18 protein-coding genes are annotated in these 15,605 nt (G+C 67.1%); 14 read left to right on the top strand and 4 right to left on the bottom strand.

Annotated elements, in window-relative coordinates; translation table 11 throughout:
• Positions 1-22: 22 nt before the first annotated feature.
• Positions 23-1,204: a flagellar hook protein FlgE gene (locus AC1DES_RS05875; RefSeq protein ID WP_476894748.1), complete on the top strand. Its 1,182-nt coding sequence runs from the start codon at positions 23-25 to the stop codon at positions 1,202-1,204.
• Positions 1,205-1,294: 90 nt separating this feature from the next.
• On the opposite strand, the gene AC1DES_RS05870 is transcribed toward AC1DES_RS05875, so the two are convergent.
• Genes AC1DES_RS05870 through AC1DES_RS05855 form a run of 4 tightly spaced genes read right to left on the bottom strand, consistent with a single transcriptional unit; the run spans position 1,295 to position 3,649 of the window.
• Positions 1,295-1,666, bottom strand: a complete 372-nt coding sequence (locus tag AC1DES_RS05870; protein ID WP_476894747.1) for an Hpt domain-containing protein — start codon at positions 1,664-1,666, stop codon at positions 1,295-1,297.
• Between the two features lie 55 nt (positions 1,667-1,721).
• Complete coding sequence (locus AC1DES_RS05865) at positions 1,722-2,327, bottom strand: hypothetical protein (protein WP_476894746.1); 606 nt, start codon at positions 2,325-2,327, stop codon at positions 1,722-1,724.
• Positions 2,328-2,333: 6 nt separating this feature from the next.
• Positions 2,334-2,999 (bottom strand): TasA family protein, encoded by a 666-nt coding sequence (locus AC1DES_RS05860; RefSeq protein WP_476894745.1) that lies wholly within the window; start codon positions 2,997-2,999, stop codon positions 2,334-2,336.
• Between the two features lie 35 nt (positions 3,000-3,034).
• Positions 3,035-3,649 carry a signal peptidase I gene (locus AC1DES_RS05855; protein WP_476894744.1) on the bottom strand — a complete coding sequence of 205 codons (615 nt, stop codon included), beginning with the start codon at positions 3,647-3,649 and terminating at the stop codon, positions 3,035-3,037.
• 234 nt (positions 3,650-3,883) lie between these two features.
• Between AC1DES_RS05855 and AC1DES_RS05850 the strand changes: the two genes are divergently transcribed.
• The 13 genes from AC1DES_RS05850 (at position 3,884) to AC1DES_RS05790 (ending at position 15,542) form a co-directional block, all read left to right on the top strand.
• Positions 3,884-4,867, top strand: coding sequence for a zinc-binding metallopeptidase family protein (locus AC1DES_RS05850; RefSeq protein WP_476894743.1), 984 nt, complete (start codon positions 3,884-3,886; stop codon positions 4,865-4,867).
• Positions 4,868-4,960: 93 nt separating this feature from the next.
• The gene (locus AC1DES_RS05845) at positions 4,961-5,245 is read left to right on the top strand and encodes a flagellar FlbD family protein (RefSeq protein WP_476894742.1); all 285 of its coding nucleotides are present in this window, start codon (positions 4,961-4,963) and stop codon (positions 5,243-5,245) included.
• A gap of 3 nt (positions 5,246-5,248) precedes the next feature.
• Positions 5,249-6,064 (top strand): motility protein A, encoded by an 816-nt coding sequence (locus AC1DES_RS05840; protein WP_476894741.1) that lies wholly within the window; start codon positions 5,249-5,251, stop codon positions 6,062-6,064.
• On the top strand, positions 6,061-6,888 hold the full coding sequence (locus AC1DES_RS05835; protein WP_476894740.1) for an OmpA/MotB family protein: 828 nt from the start codon (positions 6,061-6,063) through the stop codon (positions 6,886-6,888). Before AC1DES_RS05840 ends, AC1DES_RS05835 begins: the two co-directional genes overlap by 4 nt.
• A 99-nt stretch (positions 6,889-6,987) precedes the next feature.
• Positions 6,988-7,884, top strand: a complete 897-nt coding sequence (locus AC1DES_RS05830; RefSeq protein WP_476894739.1) for a flagellar motor switch protein FliM — start codon at positions 6,988-6,990, stop codon at positions 7,882-7,884.
• A complete protein-coding gene (fliN, locus tag AC1DES_RS05825; RefSeq protein ID WP_476894738.1) occupies positions 7,881-8,603 on the top strand; it encodes a flagellar motor switch protein FliN in 723 nt (240 codons plus the stop codon). The genes AC1DES_RS05830 and fliN overlap by 4 nt, the downstream gene beginning before the upstream one ends.
• On the top strand, positions 8,604-9,206 hold the full coding sequence (gene fliO, locus AC1DES_RS05820) for a flagellar biosynthetic protein FliO (protein WP_476894737.1): 603 nt from the start codon (positions 8,604-8,606) through the stop codon (positions 9,204-9,206).
• A gap of 95 nt (positions 9,207-9,301) precedes the next feature.
• A complete protein-coding gene (gene fliP, locus AC1DES_RS05815) occupies positions 9,302-10,105 on the top strand; it encodes a flagellar type III secretion system pore protein FliP (RefSeq protein ID WP_476894791.1) in 804 nt (267 codons plus the stop codon).
• Positions 10,102-10,377, top strand: a complete 276-nt coding sequence (gene fliQ, locus AC1DES_RS05810; RefSeq protein ID WP_476894736.1) for a flagellar biosynthesis protein FliQ — start codon at positions 10,102-10,104, stop codon at positions 10,375-10,377. The genes fliP and fliQ overlap by 4 nt, the downstream gene beginning before the upstream one ends.
• Position 10,378: 1 nt before the next feature.
• The gene (locus AC1DES_RS05805; protein ID WP_476894735.1) at positions 10,379-11,137 is read left to right on the top strand and encodes a flagellar biosynthetic protein FliR; all 759 of its coding nucleotides are present in this window, start codon (positions 10,379-10,381) and stop codon (positions 11,135-11,137) included.
• A complete protein-coding gene (locus AC1DES_RS05800; RefSeq protein ID WP_476894734.1) occupies positions 11,137-12,255 on the top strand; it encodes an EscU/YscU/HrcU family type III secretion system export apparatus switch protein in 1,119 nt (372 codons plus the stop codon). The genes AC1DES_RS05805 and AC1DES_RS05800 overlap by 1 nt, the downstream gene beginning before the upstream one ends.
• Positions 12,256-12,340: 85 nt before the next feature.
• Positions 12,341-14,389 carry a flagellar biosynthesis protein FlhA gene (locus AC1DES_RS05795; protein WP_476894733.1) on the top strand — a complete coding sequence of 683 codons (2,049 nt, stop codon included), beginning with the start codon at positions 12,341-12,343 and terminating at the stop codon, positions 14,387-14,389.
• Complete coding sequence (locus AC1DES_RS05790) at positions 14,367-15,542, top strand: hypothetical protein (RefSeq protein ID WP_476894732.1); 1,176 nt, start codon at positions 14,367-14,369, stop codon at positions 15,540-15,542. The genes AC1DES_RS05795 and AC1DES_RS05790 overlap by 23 nt, the downstream gene beginning before the upstream one ends.
• Positions 15,543-15,605 lie beyond the last annotated feature (63 nt).

Below are 15,605 nucleotides of genomic sequence, written 5' to 3'. Positions count from 1 at the left end.
CACCCGCAGAAAGGCAGTTCCCATGCTCCGCTCGCTGTACTCCGGAATCTCCGGCCTTCGCGCCCACCAGGCCATGCTCGACGTCACCGGCAACAACATCGCCAACGTCAACACGGCCGGTTTCAAGGCCTCGACCACCCAGTTCCAGGACACGCTCTCGCAGATGACCCAGGGCGCTTCCTCCCCGCAGGCGCAGTCCGGCGGCAGCAACCCGGCGCAGATCGGCCTCGGCGTCCGCGTAGCCGGCGTCAGCACCAACTTCAGCCAGGGCTCGTCGCAGAGCACCGGCCGAGCCACCGACATGATGATCTCCGGCGAGGGTTTCTTCGTCACCAGCAAGGGCGGCCAGCAGCTGTTCACCCGTGCGGGGTCGTTCAACTTTGACGCCGCGAGCCAGCTGGTCAGCCCCGACGGCGGAATCCTCCAGGGCTGGACCGCCAAGAGTGGTGGGGCGATCGATACGGCCGGAGCGATCGGCGACATCACCCTGAACCCGAACAACATGGTCGCCGCCGCCACGTCCGCTGTGACGCTGGACGGGAACCTGCCCGCCGAGGGCGCCACCTTGAACCGCGTCGTCAAGGTCTACGACGCCACCGGCGCCGAGCGGAGCCTCAGCCTGACCTTCACCGGCGCGGGCAACGCTTGGAAAGTCGACGCGACCGATGACAACGGGAATACGGGAACAACCAATCTCACCTTCAAGGACGGTCTCCTGACGGGCGGCGGTTCATTGACCGTCGGTACCGCTGGTTCCCCCGGTGCCGTCGCCGTCGACCTGTCAAAGGTCACGGGCTACGCCCAGATGAACTCCCTCATTGTCAGCGGCCAGAACGGCTCCGCCACCGGCAAGCTGGAGTCCTTCACCCTCGGCAACGACGGCTCCCTGATCGGCTCGTTCAGCAACGGCACCAAGCAGGTCCTGGCCAAGATTGCGCTGGCGAAGTTCACCAACCCGACGGGCCTGGAAAAAGCGGGCGGCTCCTCCTACGTGGCCACCGCGAACTCGGGCGGAGTCCAGCTCGGGGGCGCAGGCGACGCCGGCATCGGCACCCTGGCCGGCGGGTCCCTGGAAATGTCCAACGTGGACCTGTCCCAGGAGTTCACCAACCTGATCGTCGCCCAGCGCGGCTTCCAGGCCAACGCCCGCATCATCACCACCTCGGACGAGGTCCTGCAGGAACTGACGCAGCTGAAGCGGTAGCACCCCGGGTTTGGCGCCCGCAGCATCCACCGCCACTGCGTAGATGCTGCGGGACGCCTACCTTCACACGCCGGCTATGCGATCAGCGCGTCACTGGAGGGCGCCGGAGAGGAATTCAGTGATGGCGTCCCTGACTGCGGCGATGTCCCCTGGAAGTACCTGGGCATACCGTGTAGCGGCCGAGGTGTCGCCGTCGAGCACGCATCCCTGCAGGATCTGGCAGGTCTGCTCCACGGCGAGCGCTCCGACCATGTGGGCGTTGACCTTGAGGCTCAGCACTGCATTGAGGGATGCAGGGATGTCATCTTTGCCGAGGGCGGCGAGGATGCGTTCATGCCGCTTTTGGAGCAAGTCCACAAATTTCAAGGCATAGTTCCTCGCGACGGTGCCGCTTTGCAGCTGGTCGGCGAGGTTGCCGAGGGCGGCCGCGTCAAGGACGGTGTCGCCGGCATTCTCTGCCATGGTTCTCCCTGGATCGAGGCTCATTGCCGGGTGGTGGTGCGGTTCCGCGCGTGGGTCAGCCGCCGGTGGTCGTCGGGCTCCGGACCTGGGTGCGGTTGACCGTGACGCCTATGGTCAGCGTTGGGGTCGGGGTGTTTGGGACGGTTCCGTTGACATTGACCCTCGCTCGCAGTCGTATTGTTGTTCCGGCCCCCGTCGGGACAGCGGTGGAGACAATTGATGTGGTGGAGGATCCCCAAGGTGTGATCAGGCTCGCGGTCGTTGTGCCGGGTGCACCCTGGCAGGCGCCGGTGGTCTCATTCCACGTGCCGCTGCAGGATTCGACGATGAATTGCACGGTGGAAGGGGCAACCGCCGTCCCGGTGTAGCTTGCCTGGGTGATAGGCAGGGTCCCGGTGTTGCCCACGGTGAAGTACTTCGGCGCGAACGACGGTTGTGTGGTGCTGCCGGTATTTCTGAAAGTCAGCTTCAGTTGGCCTGTCCCGAAGGGGGCGGCGGTGCGCAGCGTGGCCACCGCCCCCCAGGTGCCGCTGCCTGTGGCCTGGGACGGGGAGGCCGCCCTGGCGATGGCCGCGGCTTCAGCCGGTGTTGACGTGCACACCAGCAGGACCGCGGCCGCGATGGCGGCCGCCGCCCTGCTGGGGTAGGAGCGCACGTTCATGCGGGTTTAGCTTCCGGTAGTGGTGGCAGTGCGCTGGGTTTCGCCGAAGGTCCAGGTCAGCGCCGAGGACAGGCCCTGGATCGTGCCGGCGGGAACGGTTCCGTTGGTGGTGGTTTCGTTCTGGTCCGGCAGGGTCAGGGAGACCTGGAGGTTCAGGACGGTGTTGGCTGCGATGGCCCCGGACTTTACTGCTGCCGGGACAGCCAGCGTGCTCAGGGGGGTGCTGGTGAGCAGGACAGTGGGGGTTCCGCTGCACGTGCCCGCGCCGGTCCCGGGGACCCATGCGACCGAGCACTGGGTGACGGTGGCACGCAGTCCCTTGGCGGCGCTGGTGGTCAGGAGGGTCGGGGTGGCGTCGGCGACGGCCAGGGTGATGTCTTTGCCGTCCAGGGTGGCGCCCTGGGTGAGGGTGACGTAACGGTTCACGAAGTCGCCCGGGGCGACGTTGGAGACGGCCTGGCTGAATCCGGTGCCGGTGTTGGCCATGGTCAGGCTCAGGACGCCGGAGGTTGCGTTCTGGGCGGTGGTGTTGCTGGCGTTGGCGTTCAAGGCCGCGTAGACGCCGCCTCCGGTGATCGCCAGGCCGGCTGCCGCTACGGCGCAGGCGGCGAGCAGGGCCGGGGCGGGGCGGCGGGTGGTGCGGGCGGTATGGCGGGCTGTGATTGCAGACATGGTGGATCCTTTGCGGGAAGTGGTGCGGGGATTCTCTAGTGGGCGGGGATGGCGCTGCGGCGACCGGAAGTGCCTGGTGTAGCGCGGCGGCCGCGGGAGGTCGGGGTGGTGCGGAGGATCCGCCAGACAACGGATCCGGTGACCGTCAGGCCGAACAGGCCGGTCAGGAGTGCCCGCTGGAGAGGGTTCTGGATCCACAGCAAGGCGGTGCCCGCCGAGGGAATGACGGCGACGACGACGGGCACCTGTGCCTGGTTCAGGACGGCCCGCCAGTGGTCCGCGTCCGGGTTAGCGTCCCCCTTGGTCGTGAGGACCGGCTGGGTCGGGGTGCCGGCGATGGCGGTGATGCGGTGGGCGAACGGGATGGATTCTCCCGGCGGGGTGAAGACGGCGATCCGGCCGGGCCGAAGGCTTGCGACGTCCGCGGGAGCGGTGATCAGCAGGTCCCCGGGTGCATATGCCGGGCGCATGCTTCCGGTCAGCACCGGGGAGAACCCGATGTGAAGCAACGGGGCCAGGACCCCGACGGCCAGGAACGCGAGGGTCGCGGCGGTGGCGGCGATGATGCCCAGCACACGCAGTGCAGTGATTGTTCGATGGGTCCGCGCCCCCCGGCGGGGACCCATGCCCGAGCTGAATGAAGTGTCCATGGGGACGTTTCCGTTTCGTTTGAGACCGTTTGGCGGGAACAACACCAACATTGCCGGTCTCACATCAAGGCAGCCACGCGTCTTAGGACAAGACTCTGTCAAGAGTTCCGTTGGCCGCTTGAGTAAATCATGAGGAAGCAGCGCACCAGTGCCGGGAATCGGTCTTGAGGTCCGCATCGTTTGTCCCGGCCGTGGCTCGTTTCCAGAGGCTGCGGCTGCCGTTAGGATCGGGAAGTGAAAAAACAATCCTGCGGAAACTGCGCTTCGCCCGTCTTCTTTGAGAACTCCGCGTGCCTTCATTGCGGAACTGCGCTCCGTTACTCGCGCGACGAGCAGCGCGTCGTCACCGTGGACAGCAGCGGCACGTACACCGGGCCAGGGGGTGTCGAGTGGCACAGTTGCGTGAACCTGGAGCTTTCCGCCTGCACCTGGCTTACCGCGGGCAAGGACAGCCAGTGCTTCAGCTGTGAACTCACGCGGACCCGCCCCAACGACGCCGACGCCAAGGGCCTGACCCAGTTCGCCGTCGCCGAACGCGCCAAACGCCACCTCATCGCCGAGCTTGATGCCTTGCGGCTGCCGATCATCACGCGCAGGGAAGACCCCGAAAAGGGCCTGGCATTCGACTTGCTGTCCAGCGTGAACGAAAACGTCACCATCGGCCACGCCAACGGGATCATCACGATCGACCTGGCGGAGAGCGAGGACGCATACCGAGAACGGATGCGCGCGAAGCTGGACGAACCGTATCGGACCATGCTGGGCCATTTCCGCCACGAGGTAGGCCACTACTTCGAGGGCGTCCTCGTGTTCGGCAGCGCCGAGCACGCCGACCAGGCCCGGACGTTGTTCGGGGATGACACCCAGGACTACGGCGAGGCAATCGACCGCCACTATTCCGAGGGTGCCCCGGCGGGCTGGGAAGAGGAGTACATCTCGAGGTACGCCACGATGCACCCCTACGAGGATTTCGCCGAAACCTTTGCCCATTACCTGCATATCCAGGACACCCTCGAGACGGCCCGGGAGTTCGGCCTGGTTTCAGCGGGCCCGGACCGGGAGCGGGCCTTCACCAAGGTCCTCGTGGACACGTGGGTGCCGCTCTCGATCGCGCTGAACCAGGTCAACCGCAGCATGGGAATGGACGACCTCTACCCGTTCGTGATCCCACCGGCCGTGATCCAGAAGCTCGATTTCGTCCACTCCCTGCGGGCGTGACGGGCCCCGGTAGCGCTGGCCCCTAACGAAGACGCCTCGGCTGCCGACAGTAGGGAGGAGAACACCCTTCCCCTCACAGAGCAGATTCGGCCCATGATCGTCGTCACACGCCTCAACGGAACGCGCTTCGCGGTCAATCCGGACCTGATTGAACGGATTCACGAGAGTCCGGACACGCATCTGGTGACCCTCGACGGCGCCGCCTACGTGGTGCTCGAAAGCCTGGCTGAAGTGGTCGAGCTCATCGCCGACTACCGGGCCTACGTCCTGAGCAAGGCCCGGGACTTCCCGGCCGTCACCGGCTACCCGTTGAGCCTGGTCCGCACGGAAGACCCCGACGACGGCGGCCCCACCGCACCCGTGCAACCAAGAAAGTAAGCCATGGATCCCGCAACAGTCATCGGACTGCTCCTCGCCTTTGGCTCCGTTATCGCCATGGTGACCATGGAAGGGGCCAGCGTCACGTCGCTCCTGCTGCCGGCCCCCATGGTGCTGGTCTTCGGCGCCACCCTGGCCGTCGGGTTCGCCGGCAATACCCTCAAGGATGCGCTGCAGGCCTTCAAGGCCCTGCCGAAAATGTTCATCGGCAAGACCTCGAAACCGCAGGAAAGCATCGAGCAGATGGTGCGGTTCGCGGAGAAGGCGCGCAGCGAGGGCTTGCTTTCCTTGGAAGAAGAGGCGGCCGGCGCCCAGGACCCGTTCCTGGCCCGGGCCCTGCAGAACATTGCCGACGGCACCGACGCCGAGGACCTTCGGATGCAGCTGGAGGACGAGATCGACACCAAGTCCCGCAGCGACCACGCGTCCTCGAAATTCTTCGCCAGCCTCGGCGGTTACGCCCCGACCATCGGGATCATCGGCACGGTCGTGTCCTTGACCCACGTCCTGGAGAACCTCTCCACCCCGGACCACCTCGGTCCCATGATTGCCTCTGCGTTCGTTGCCACTTTGTGGGGCCTGCTGTCGGCAAACTTCATCTGGTTGCCCTTCAGCTCGCGCCTGGCCCGGCTGTCCGAGCTGGACATTGAACACATGACGCTGCTGATGGAGGGAATGCTGGCAGTCCAGTCCGGCGCCCAACCCCTGCTGCTTGCCGAACGGCTGCGCTCCATGGTCCCCGAGCACCAGCTCAAGGCCACGGACAGCGGCCGAAAAACGGTTGACGACGCGGGCGACAAAATGGACAAGGCCGCGTGAGTCCCAGACGACGCGGCCGGTCCAAGCCGGCAGAGCACCACGTCGACGAACGGTGGATGGCGTCCTACATGGACATGGTCACCGTGCTGATGTGCATGTTCATCGTCCTGTTCGCCATGTCCTCGGTGGATGCGAACAAGTTCGATAAGCTCCGCAACTCCCTGGCCACCGGCTTCGGGGCAGTTGCCTCCCAGACGGTGGACACCGCGTCCGGCACGGTCGTGCCGCCGGACCAGGTGGACAAGAACCTGGAGGCGTTTGCTGCCGTGAAGGGTCCGGAGACCACTGCGGCGCCCGACGCCTTGGCCGAGGCGCTCAAGGAAGTGGACCGCCTGCGCGCCCTTGAGGCGAAAATGAAGGCCGGTCTGGCATCTGCGGGACTCAGCGAAAACGTCGAATTCCAGATCGACCAGCGCGGACTGACGGTAAAACTCATAGGATCCCAGGCCTTCTTCGAAGCCGACCGGCCGGAACTCACAGACCGGGCCTCACAGGTCCTGCAGATCATCTCGCCGACCCTGGCCCCCGCCGGCCTGGAAATCATGGTGGAGGGCCACGCCGCGAACGGCATCACGTCCTATCCCTCCACCTGGGAACTGTCCTCCGCGCGGGCCGTCAACGTCCTGCGCTACATGGTGGACCACGGCGGCATCCCGCCCGGATCCATCGGGGCCGTCGCGTTCGGCTCCGCCCGGCAGGTCAACGACGATTCCACCCCGGAACTCATGGAACGCAACCGCAGGGTGGACATCGTCGTCGTCTCCGACAAGCCCGACGTCGTCCGTGCACTGATCCCCGAAGCCCTGAAGATGACCGAGAAATAGGCTGTCCGTTACTTGCACGCATTGCCTGTGGGTTCTGCCCGCACGTTTTGCCTGCAGGCATTGCTTACCGCAGCGGATCCCTTGCCGATAGTGGCAACCGTGAGTGTTCTGGATGAGCGGGAAGTGGTACGGGAGCGGACCGTCAGCGTCTACGACTTCCGGCGTCCCGCAACGCTGGCCCGCGAACACAGCCGCGTCCTGGAACTCGCCTTTGAGACCTTTGCCCGCCAATGGGGCACCCAACTGACGGCCAAGGTCCGAGTGAAGTCCGTCGTGCGGCTCGAAGACGTCAGCATGCTGAGCTACGACGAGTACGCGGCATCCCTGCCGGCAGTTACGGCCATGGTCCTGTGCACCGTCGAGGCCAACGATTCCAAACTCGTGGTGCAGTTCCCGGCACCGGCCGCGCTCGGCTGGGTGAACCGGATGCTTGGCGCCTCGAACGATTCACCCATGCCGGACCGCAAGTTCACGCAAATTGAGCAGGCCCTGGTCAAAGGCCTCATGGACGAGGCCCTCGAGGACCTGGGCTACTCCCTGGGCCCGCTCATGAGCGAAGCCGTCCGGGTGGACACCATCCAGTACAACTCCCAGTTCGCCCAGGCCGCAGCGCCCAGTGAACTGATGATCGTCGCCGCCTTCACCATGAGCGTCGGCGACATCAGCGCCCCCGCCACCCTGGCGGTCCCTGCGGGCATCCTGCTGGGCCGGCTCAAGAAGGTCAACCCGACCGACAACCGCGACGACGCCGAAGCCCGCGTCAGCGCCCAGCTCGAACGGGTTCCGGTGGAACTTTCGGTGCGGCTGTCGACGTCGTATGTCACCCCCAGCCAGATCCTGGGCCTCGCCGTGGGAGACGTCCTCACCCTGCCGCACCTGGAGAACAGGCCGTTTGACCTGACCCTCGACGGCACCCGGCTCGCCACAGCCGCCCCGGCCCGCAACGGATCCCGCGCGGCTGCCGTCATTGTCACAATCGAGGAGAATCACCGATGAGCATCACCCTGACCAAGCACGAATCGTCGGCGGAACGGCTTGTCGAGGAGCTGCCGACCCCGGTAGCCCTGAAGGTTGTCGCGCTCGTGCCGGCACGCGCAGCCGCAGCTTACGCCCGCCAGGCGGTCACCGCCACGTTTGTCGGCTCCGTCACGGCAGACCTGGCTCTCATGCTGAGCGACCGCACCTTCCTCGACGAAGCCGCCGGAGCCGGAACCCAGTTGGGCCACGTCTCCGTGACCGATGTGTTGCGCCCGGCGATGGAAAGCGCCAGCTCGGTCTTCGGCGCCGGGGTCTTGTCCGACCTGCGCGAAACGGACGTCTCCGGGCTGCTCTCGGACACCGACACGGCCGTCTTTGAACTCTCCGACGGGACCAGCCCCGCGGCATGGTTCGCTGTCCGTCTCCGCGAACACGGCAACAGCCAGGACGGCGCCGGCGACGTCTTCGGCGGCGGAGACACCGTGGCCGGCCGCCTGGGCCGGATCAACAACATCGAAATGGCCCTGACCGTGGAGATCGGACGCACCCGGATGTCCGTCCGCGACGTGCTGTCCCTCGAACCCGGCAAAATCATCGAGCTTGACCGCTCCGCGGGGGCACCGGCCGACGTGCTGCTCAACGGACGGCTTATCGCGCACGGCGAAGTGGTGGTCCTGGACCAGGACTACGCAGTACGGATCACCCGCATCCTCGACGTGGCCGAGGGGCTCAGCTGAATGGACTCACTGATCCTCGGGCTGCGGGTAGTCGTGGCCCTGGGCGCGGTGCTTGGCCTCATGTGGTACCTGCAACGCCGGCTCGGCAAAGGCACCGGACGGCGCCGGGCTGACCGCGCGCTGACCGTCGTCAGCCGCCAGAGCCTGGGACAGAAGGCCTCCGTGGTAGTGGTCGACGCCGCCGGCCAGCGCTTCCTGCTCGGCGTCACCGAGCATGCCGTGAACGTCCTGCATACCGGTGACATCCCGGAAGAACCCGAAGAGGAGGCCCCCGTGCCCGGGACCAGCCGGGGCTTCGGGGAATTCGCCCGGATCCTTTCGGAGGCCAACCCGCTGTCCGGCCGTCAGGGGGGCGCTCCCACCGACGGTCAGGCCTACGACGGCACTCCGTCCGAGGGCCAGGCCTCCGACGGCGGGGCCTCCGATGACGGGGACAGCTCGCGGAACATCCCCGTGTCCCGTCGCGCCTCCATCCACCGGAACGCCCACACCCGCGGTCTTGCGGGACGGGGAACCGGCCACCCGCCTTTGCACGGTTCGATCCTGGCCGGCTCCACGTGGAAGCAGGCCGCCGCCGCTCTCAGGACCGGACGCCGCAATTGATCCGCCCTCTCACCGGCGGGCCCTCCGGCGTCAGCACCCGTTCAGCCGTTGCCCGCACCGAAGCTCCCCGCCCCGAAACTGCCCGCCCCGCCAGGATTCTGGTCCTCGGGCTCGCCGCCGTGCTGTTCGCGGTCCTGCTGCTGTGGCTGAACGCCACGGCCGGGCACGCCGCGCCGGTTGATCCGACCCCGCCGGTCGCTCCGACGGAACCGGCGGCCCCTGGCGGCGGCAATGTCAACATCCAGATCAACGGGCTCGACGGCAAACCCTCCACGGCCGTACTGACCCTGATCGGGATCACCCTGCTGTCCGTGGCGCCGGCGCTGTTGCTGATGATGACGTCCTTCACCAAGATTTTCGTGGTCCTGGCGATGACCCGCAACGCCCTCTCGCTGCCGTCCATCCCGCCGAACCAGGTCCTCGCCGGACTGGCCCTCTTCCTCTCCATCTTCGTGATGTGGCCGGTCATCAATGAGATGAACAACATCGGCATCCAGCCCTACCTCAACGGGACCCTGGACTTCAACGGGGCCGTCAGCGCTGCCTCCGGCCCGTTGCAGCACTTCATGCTGGCCCACACCCGGGAAGAGGACATCGCCCTCATGACCCGGGCCGCCGGTGCAGAGAACCCGGCAAGCCCGGAAGCGGTGCCGCTGCAGACCCTCATCCCGGCGTTCATGATTTCCGAGCTCCGCGCCGCGTTCATCATCGGCTTCGTCATCTTCATCCCGTTCCTCGTGATCGACCTCGTGGTGTCGGCGGCGCTCATGTCCATGGGCATGATGATGCTGCCCCCGGTGATGATCTCGCTTCCGTTCAAGATCCTCCTGTTTGTCCTCGTGGACGGCTGGGGCCTGATCATCACCGCACTCATCCAAAGCTATGCAGGCAGCGGATGAACACCAACGCCGTCCTGGACATCTGCCTCCAGGCCATGATCGTGGCCGCCAAACTCGCGGCGCCCGTCCTGGTGACCGCCCTCGTGGTGGGCCTGGCCATCTCCTTGCTGCAGTCCATTACCCAGCTGCAGGAAGCCACCCTCTCCTTTGTGCCGAAGGCCGCCGCGGTGGCGGTCGCCCTGATCGTCTGCGGGCACTGGATGATCTCGGAGATGGTCTCGTTCACCAATGATCTCTTCGCGAAGATTCCGTCGCTGCTCGGAGGCCTGTGAGGTGGGCATTCCGATCGACCCGACCTGGCTGGAAGTCCTCCTCCTGGCCACCGTCCGGATGACGGCATTCCTGATCGTGGCACCGCCCTTCGCGCACCAGGCCTTCCCGGCACGCGTCAAGGCGATGCTCGGACTGGGGCTGGGCCTTGCCGTGACGCAGCGGGTGGCCGGCGGCTACACCCCGCGGGACACCGCAGCCTTCGTCACCGGCGTGGTCCTTGAGCTCATCACCGGACTGGTCCTGGGATTCCTGGTCCTGGTGATTTTCGCGGCCATCCAGTCCGCCGGCAGCCTGATCGACCTCGGCAGCGGTTTCCAGATGGCCCAGGCCTTCGACCCCCAGATGATGGTCAACGGCGCGCAGTTCACCCGCCTCCTGCAAATGGCCGCCCTGGCGCTGCTGTTCTCCTCGGACGGCTACCAGCTGGTCATTGCCGGCCTCACCGGCAGCTTCTCGGCCCTGCCCCTGGCCGGCGGCCTTGACCTGGCCCAGCCGGTGCAGGCCATCACCACGGCGGTCACGGGAATGTTCCTCGCAGCGGTCCAGATCGCCGGCCCCCTCCTGGTGGTGCTGTTCCTCGCCGACGTCGGACTGGGCCTGCTGACCCGGGTGGCGCCCGCCCTGAACGCGTTCCAGCTCGGGTTCCCGCTCAAGATCCTTCTGACGCTGTCCCTGGCAGGGTTCATGTTCCTCGCGCTACCGAGGCTTGTTTCCAGCCTCGCCGGCCAGGCCGCCAAGGCCGTCCTGGGGGTGGGCTGATGTCGGATTCGCAGGAGAAGACAGAGCAAGCCACCGACAAACGGATGAAGGAGGTCCGCTCCAAAGGCCAGCTCTCCCGGTCCCAGGACCTCACCGCCTGGGTTGGAGTCGGTGCTGCGGCCATCATGATTCCCAGCACGGTGGAGCGGGCCGCCAATGCCGCCACGGACCAGCTGTTCAGCGTCCGCGGGATCGTGGCCGCCCCGGACCCGGGCAAAGCCGTCACGGCGCTCGGCGACGGATTCGCGTCCATCACGGGAACCATCGGGCCCATGCTGATTGTCGTGTTCATCGTTGTCCTCGCCGGGGCCGCCCTCCAAGGCGGCATCCACTTCAAAAAATTCAAGCTCGACTTTGAGAACTTCAAGCTGCTGAGCGGCCTAAAACGCATCTTCGGCACCCAGGCGGTCTGGGGCGGCGTCAAGGCGCTGCTCAAGGCAAGCGTCGTGGGGCTGGTGCTGTACGGCGTCGTGCAGGGCCTCGTCCCGGTCCTGCTCACGGCCGGGGGTCTGCCGGTGTCCGGGGTCGTGGCGGCCGCGGGCGGCGGAGTCGCGTCCCTGGTCCAGTTCGCGGTGGCCTCGGGAATCGTGCTGGCGGCCGTGGACTTCTTCGTCGTGATGCGGCGCAACCGCAAAAAGACGCGGATGTCCAAGAAGGAAGTCCAGGATGAGAACAAGAACAGCGAGGGCGATCCCCACATCAAGTCCCAGCGCCGGGCGCGGCAGATGGCCATAAGCCGGAACCGCATGATCGCTGCGATCAGCGACGCCGACGTCGTCCTCGTCAACCCCACGCACGTGGCGGTGGCGCTCAAGTACGAACCCGGAAAGTCCGCGCCCCGCGTGGTGGCCAAGGGGGCGGGACATGTGGCGGCCAGGATCCGGGCAGAGGCCGAGGCGAAGAACGTACCCATGGTCCAGGACATTCCGCTGGCCCGGGCCCTCCACAGCGCCTGCGAGCTCGGCCAGGAGATCCCGGTGGACTTCTACCGCGCCGTCGCCGGGGTCCTCGCGTTCGTCATGGCGCTCAAGGCCCGGGGCGCCGGCACCGGGCTGCACCGCATGGCAGGCGCAGCCGCAGGAAGACCTCCAGGAACACCCGTGGGAAGCGGCGTATGACGCCCTGCACGAAGCCCCGAATGCACCGCGTCCTGAACCGCGGGTTGAACACTTTGCGAACCAGCGTCTGTGAAAGGACCGCACCATGAACAACAGGCTCGCCCGACTGTCGGTGCCCATCGGCATCGTGGGCATCGTGCTGCTGCTGGTCGTTCCGGTGCCTGCGCCGCTGCTGGACTTCCTCATCGTCTGCAACATCCTGCTGGCCCTGCTGGTGCTGCTGACCAGCATGTTCGTCAAGAAGCCGTTGGACTTCTCCGTCTTCCCGTCACTGCTGCTGGTGGCCACGCTGTTCCGGCTGGGACTCAACGTCGCCTCCACGCGGCTGGTGCTGGGGGCAGGCTACGCCGGCCAGGTCATTGAAGCGTTCGGCAAGGTCACCGTTGGCGGCTCCATGATCATCGGCGCCGTCGTGTTCCTCATCCTCGTGGTCATCCAGTTCGTCGTTGTCACGAAGGGCGCCGAGCGGGTGGCCGAAGTGGGCGCCCGCTTCACCCTCGATGCCATGCCGGGCAAGCAGATGGCGATTGACGCCGACCTGAACGCCGGGCTCCTGACCGACTCGCAGGCCCGTGAACGGCGGGCCGAGGTTTCCGCCGAGGCCGACTTCTACGGGGCCATGGACGGCGCCTCGAAATTCGTCAAGGGTGATGCGATCGCGGGCATCATCATTATCGTCATCAACTTTGTCGGCGGCATCGCCATCGGAATGGTGCAACGCAGCCTGAGCATCGGCGACGCCCTCAACACCTACGGCCTCCTGACCATGGGCGACGGCCTCGTCACGCAGATCCCGGCGCTGCTCATGGCCGTCTCCACCGGCATGATCGTGACCCGTTCCAACGCGGAGTCCGACATGGGCCGGACCGCGTCCACCCAGTTGCTGCAGTCACCGAACGCGCTCATGATCGCCGGCGTCGCGGCCATTGCCATGGCCCTGATCCCCGGCATGCCGCCCATCCCGTTTGTCCTCGTAGGGGCCGGGCTGCTCTTCGCGTCCCGCAGGGTCGCCGCCAGGCAACAGGACGCGGAAAAGACCCTCGAAGCCGAGGCAACCGCGCTGAACCACCCGGAAATGGATCCGAACGAGAAGCTGCTGGAGGACATGCGCGTCCACCCGGTGGAGATCCTCCTGGCACCGGACCTCGTGGACATGGTCTCCGGTGCCTCGGACGACCTCCTGGCCCGGGTCCGGTCACTGCGGCACAAGATTGCCATGGAGCTGGGCCTGGTCATCCCGCCCGTGCGCACGAGGGACAGCGTGGACCTGCCGCCCGCCACGTACTCGATCCGGATCGCCGGCGTCGAGGCCGGCCGCGGCACCGCGCCGTTAGGCCAGATGCTGGCGCTGGGGGACAACCTGGATTCGCTCCCGGGCGTTGCGATGATCGAGCCGGTGTTCGGGCTGGCCGGAAAGTGGATTCCGGCCGAAATGCGCCACAACGCCGAAATGACAGGCGCTACAGTGATCGACCGTGTCTCGGTACTCGTGACGCACTTGTCCTCGATCCTCACGGCCAATGCGGCCCGACTGCTGTCCCGCGAGGACGTCCGGGTCCTGACCGAAGGCGTGCGGAAGCTGAGCCCCTCCGCCGTCGACGAACTGACCCCCTCCCTCCTTTCCCTGGCCGAGCTGCAGCGCGTCCTCCAGGGCCTCCTGGACGAGCAGGTGCCCATCAACGATCTTGCCCGCATCTACGAGGCGCTCACGCTCCGCGCCAAGATCTCCACAGACCCGGAATCCCTCGTGGAATCCGCCCGCCAGGCCCTCGGTCCGGCCCTCACGGCCAAGTTCATGGACGGGCCCGTGCTCAACGTCATCATGATCGACCCCCTCCTGGAGCAGTCCATGCTGGAGGACATGCGCCCCGCGGAAGGTGGCAGCCAGATCGTCATGGGGCAGGACCGGCTGGACTCCGTGCTGCGCTCCGTGCGCGCCGCCGCCGACTCCGCGGCCGCCGCCAACCGCCAGGCCGTGCTGGTGTGCGCCCCGGCACTCCGGCCGGCGATCCACCGCCTCGTGGGGGCACAGCCGGGGTCCATCCCCGTGCTCTCCTACCGCGAGGTCACCTCAGCCAACGTCAGGATCGAAACCGTAGGAGTAGTGCGCCATGCCGAACCGCTATCGGCTTAAAGGAAGCTCCCTTGAGGAGATCCGCCGCAAGGCAGAGCTGCAGTACGGCCCGGCAGCCCGGATCGTGTCTGCTGAACGCGTCATCAGCCAGGGCATCGCCGGCCTCTTCGCCGGCGACCGCTACGAGGCCATGATCGAAGTGCTGCCCAAACACGAGGTGGTCAGCGGCGAAGTCGTCCCCGAACCGGACGTCCCGGCTGCGGCCGGCGCCGCGATCCCCGGCGGGACCGCTCCCGTCGCGTCGCACGACGCCGGAGCTTCCGCCCCGCCGTCGGCCACGCCGGCTTCGGTCCGCACCCACGACGCCGGAACCGCCGCCCCCGGGAGTGCTGCGCCGGATGCTCCACCGGCCGCCGCCGGCCCTTCCCATCAACTGCAGGGCTCCGCCATCGCCGCCCTGCTGGAGGAGGCGGACGCTGCCGAGGCGAGCCTTCACCGGCCGTCCAACCCGGGTGTCTCCACCGAGTCGCCCGGCTTCGCGGAACTGCTCGAGCAGCTCGGCGCCGGGCTCCGTACCCCCGCCACGCCGGCGCCGGCCCAATCGGCCCAACCCGCCACACCGGAACCCGGGGTCCGTGCTGACCGACCGGCCGGCACGGAGCAGAGGAAAGTGTTCCCCGCACCGGACGCGGACGCGGCGCCCTCATCCGGCGCGGCGGGTGAAGCCGTCCCGGTGCCCCTCACCGGCGTCGGGGATCTCGTGGTGCTCGTAGGACTGGGGGAGGACGCCATGGATACCGCCTTGGCCATGTCGATGGCAGTCGGCGGCGCCGATGTCCGCACGGCAGGTGAGCTCTCCGCCTACGGCCACCTCCACGTGGACGGACGCCAGGGCGCGACGGCGGCCCGCGCCCATGCCGTGGTGACGGAGCGGACGGTCCTAGTGGCGTTCGGCCTTGGCAAAGCCCGCAACGCACTGGCCCGGGTGCCGTCGGTGGCGGCACTGAGCGCCGACCAGGTGTGGGTGGTGGTGGACGCCGGACGCAAGCACGAGGACACGGCGCGCTGGGTCCGTGTGTTGTCTGCCCAGCTGAACATCAGTGCAGTCGCTGTCGTCGGCGCAGGGGAAACGTCCACGCCCGAGAGCGTCAACGGCCTGGGCCTGCCCGTCGGCTGGATCGACGCCGGCCAGGCCGCCACGGCGAAAATCTGACCGGGGCAATCCGACATGAGTGAACCATCGGGAATCGTCCGAAGCTCCCCACGGCGAAGGGTA

This window comes from Arthrobacter sp. 05T442, assembly GCF_056395945.1.
Note: the sequence above shows the minus strand (reverse complement) of the source record. Positions and strands in the feature narration are given on the sequence as shown.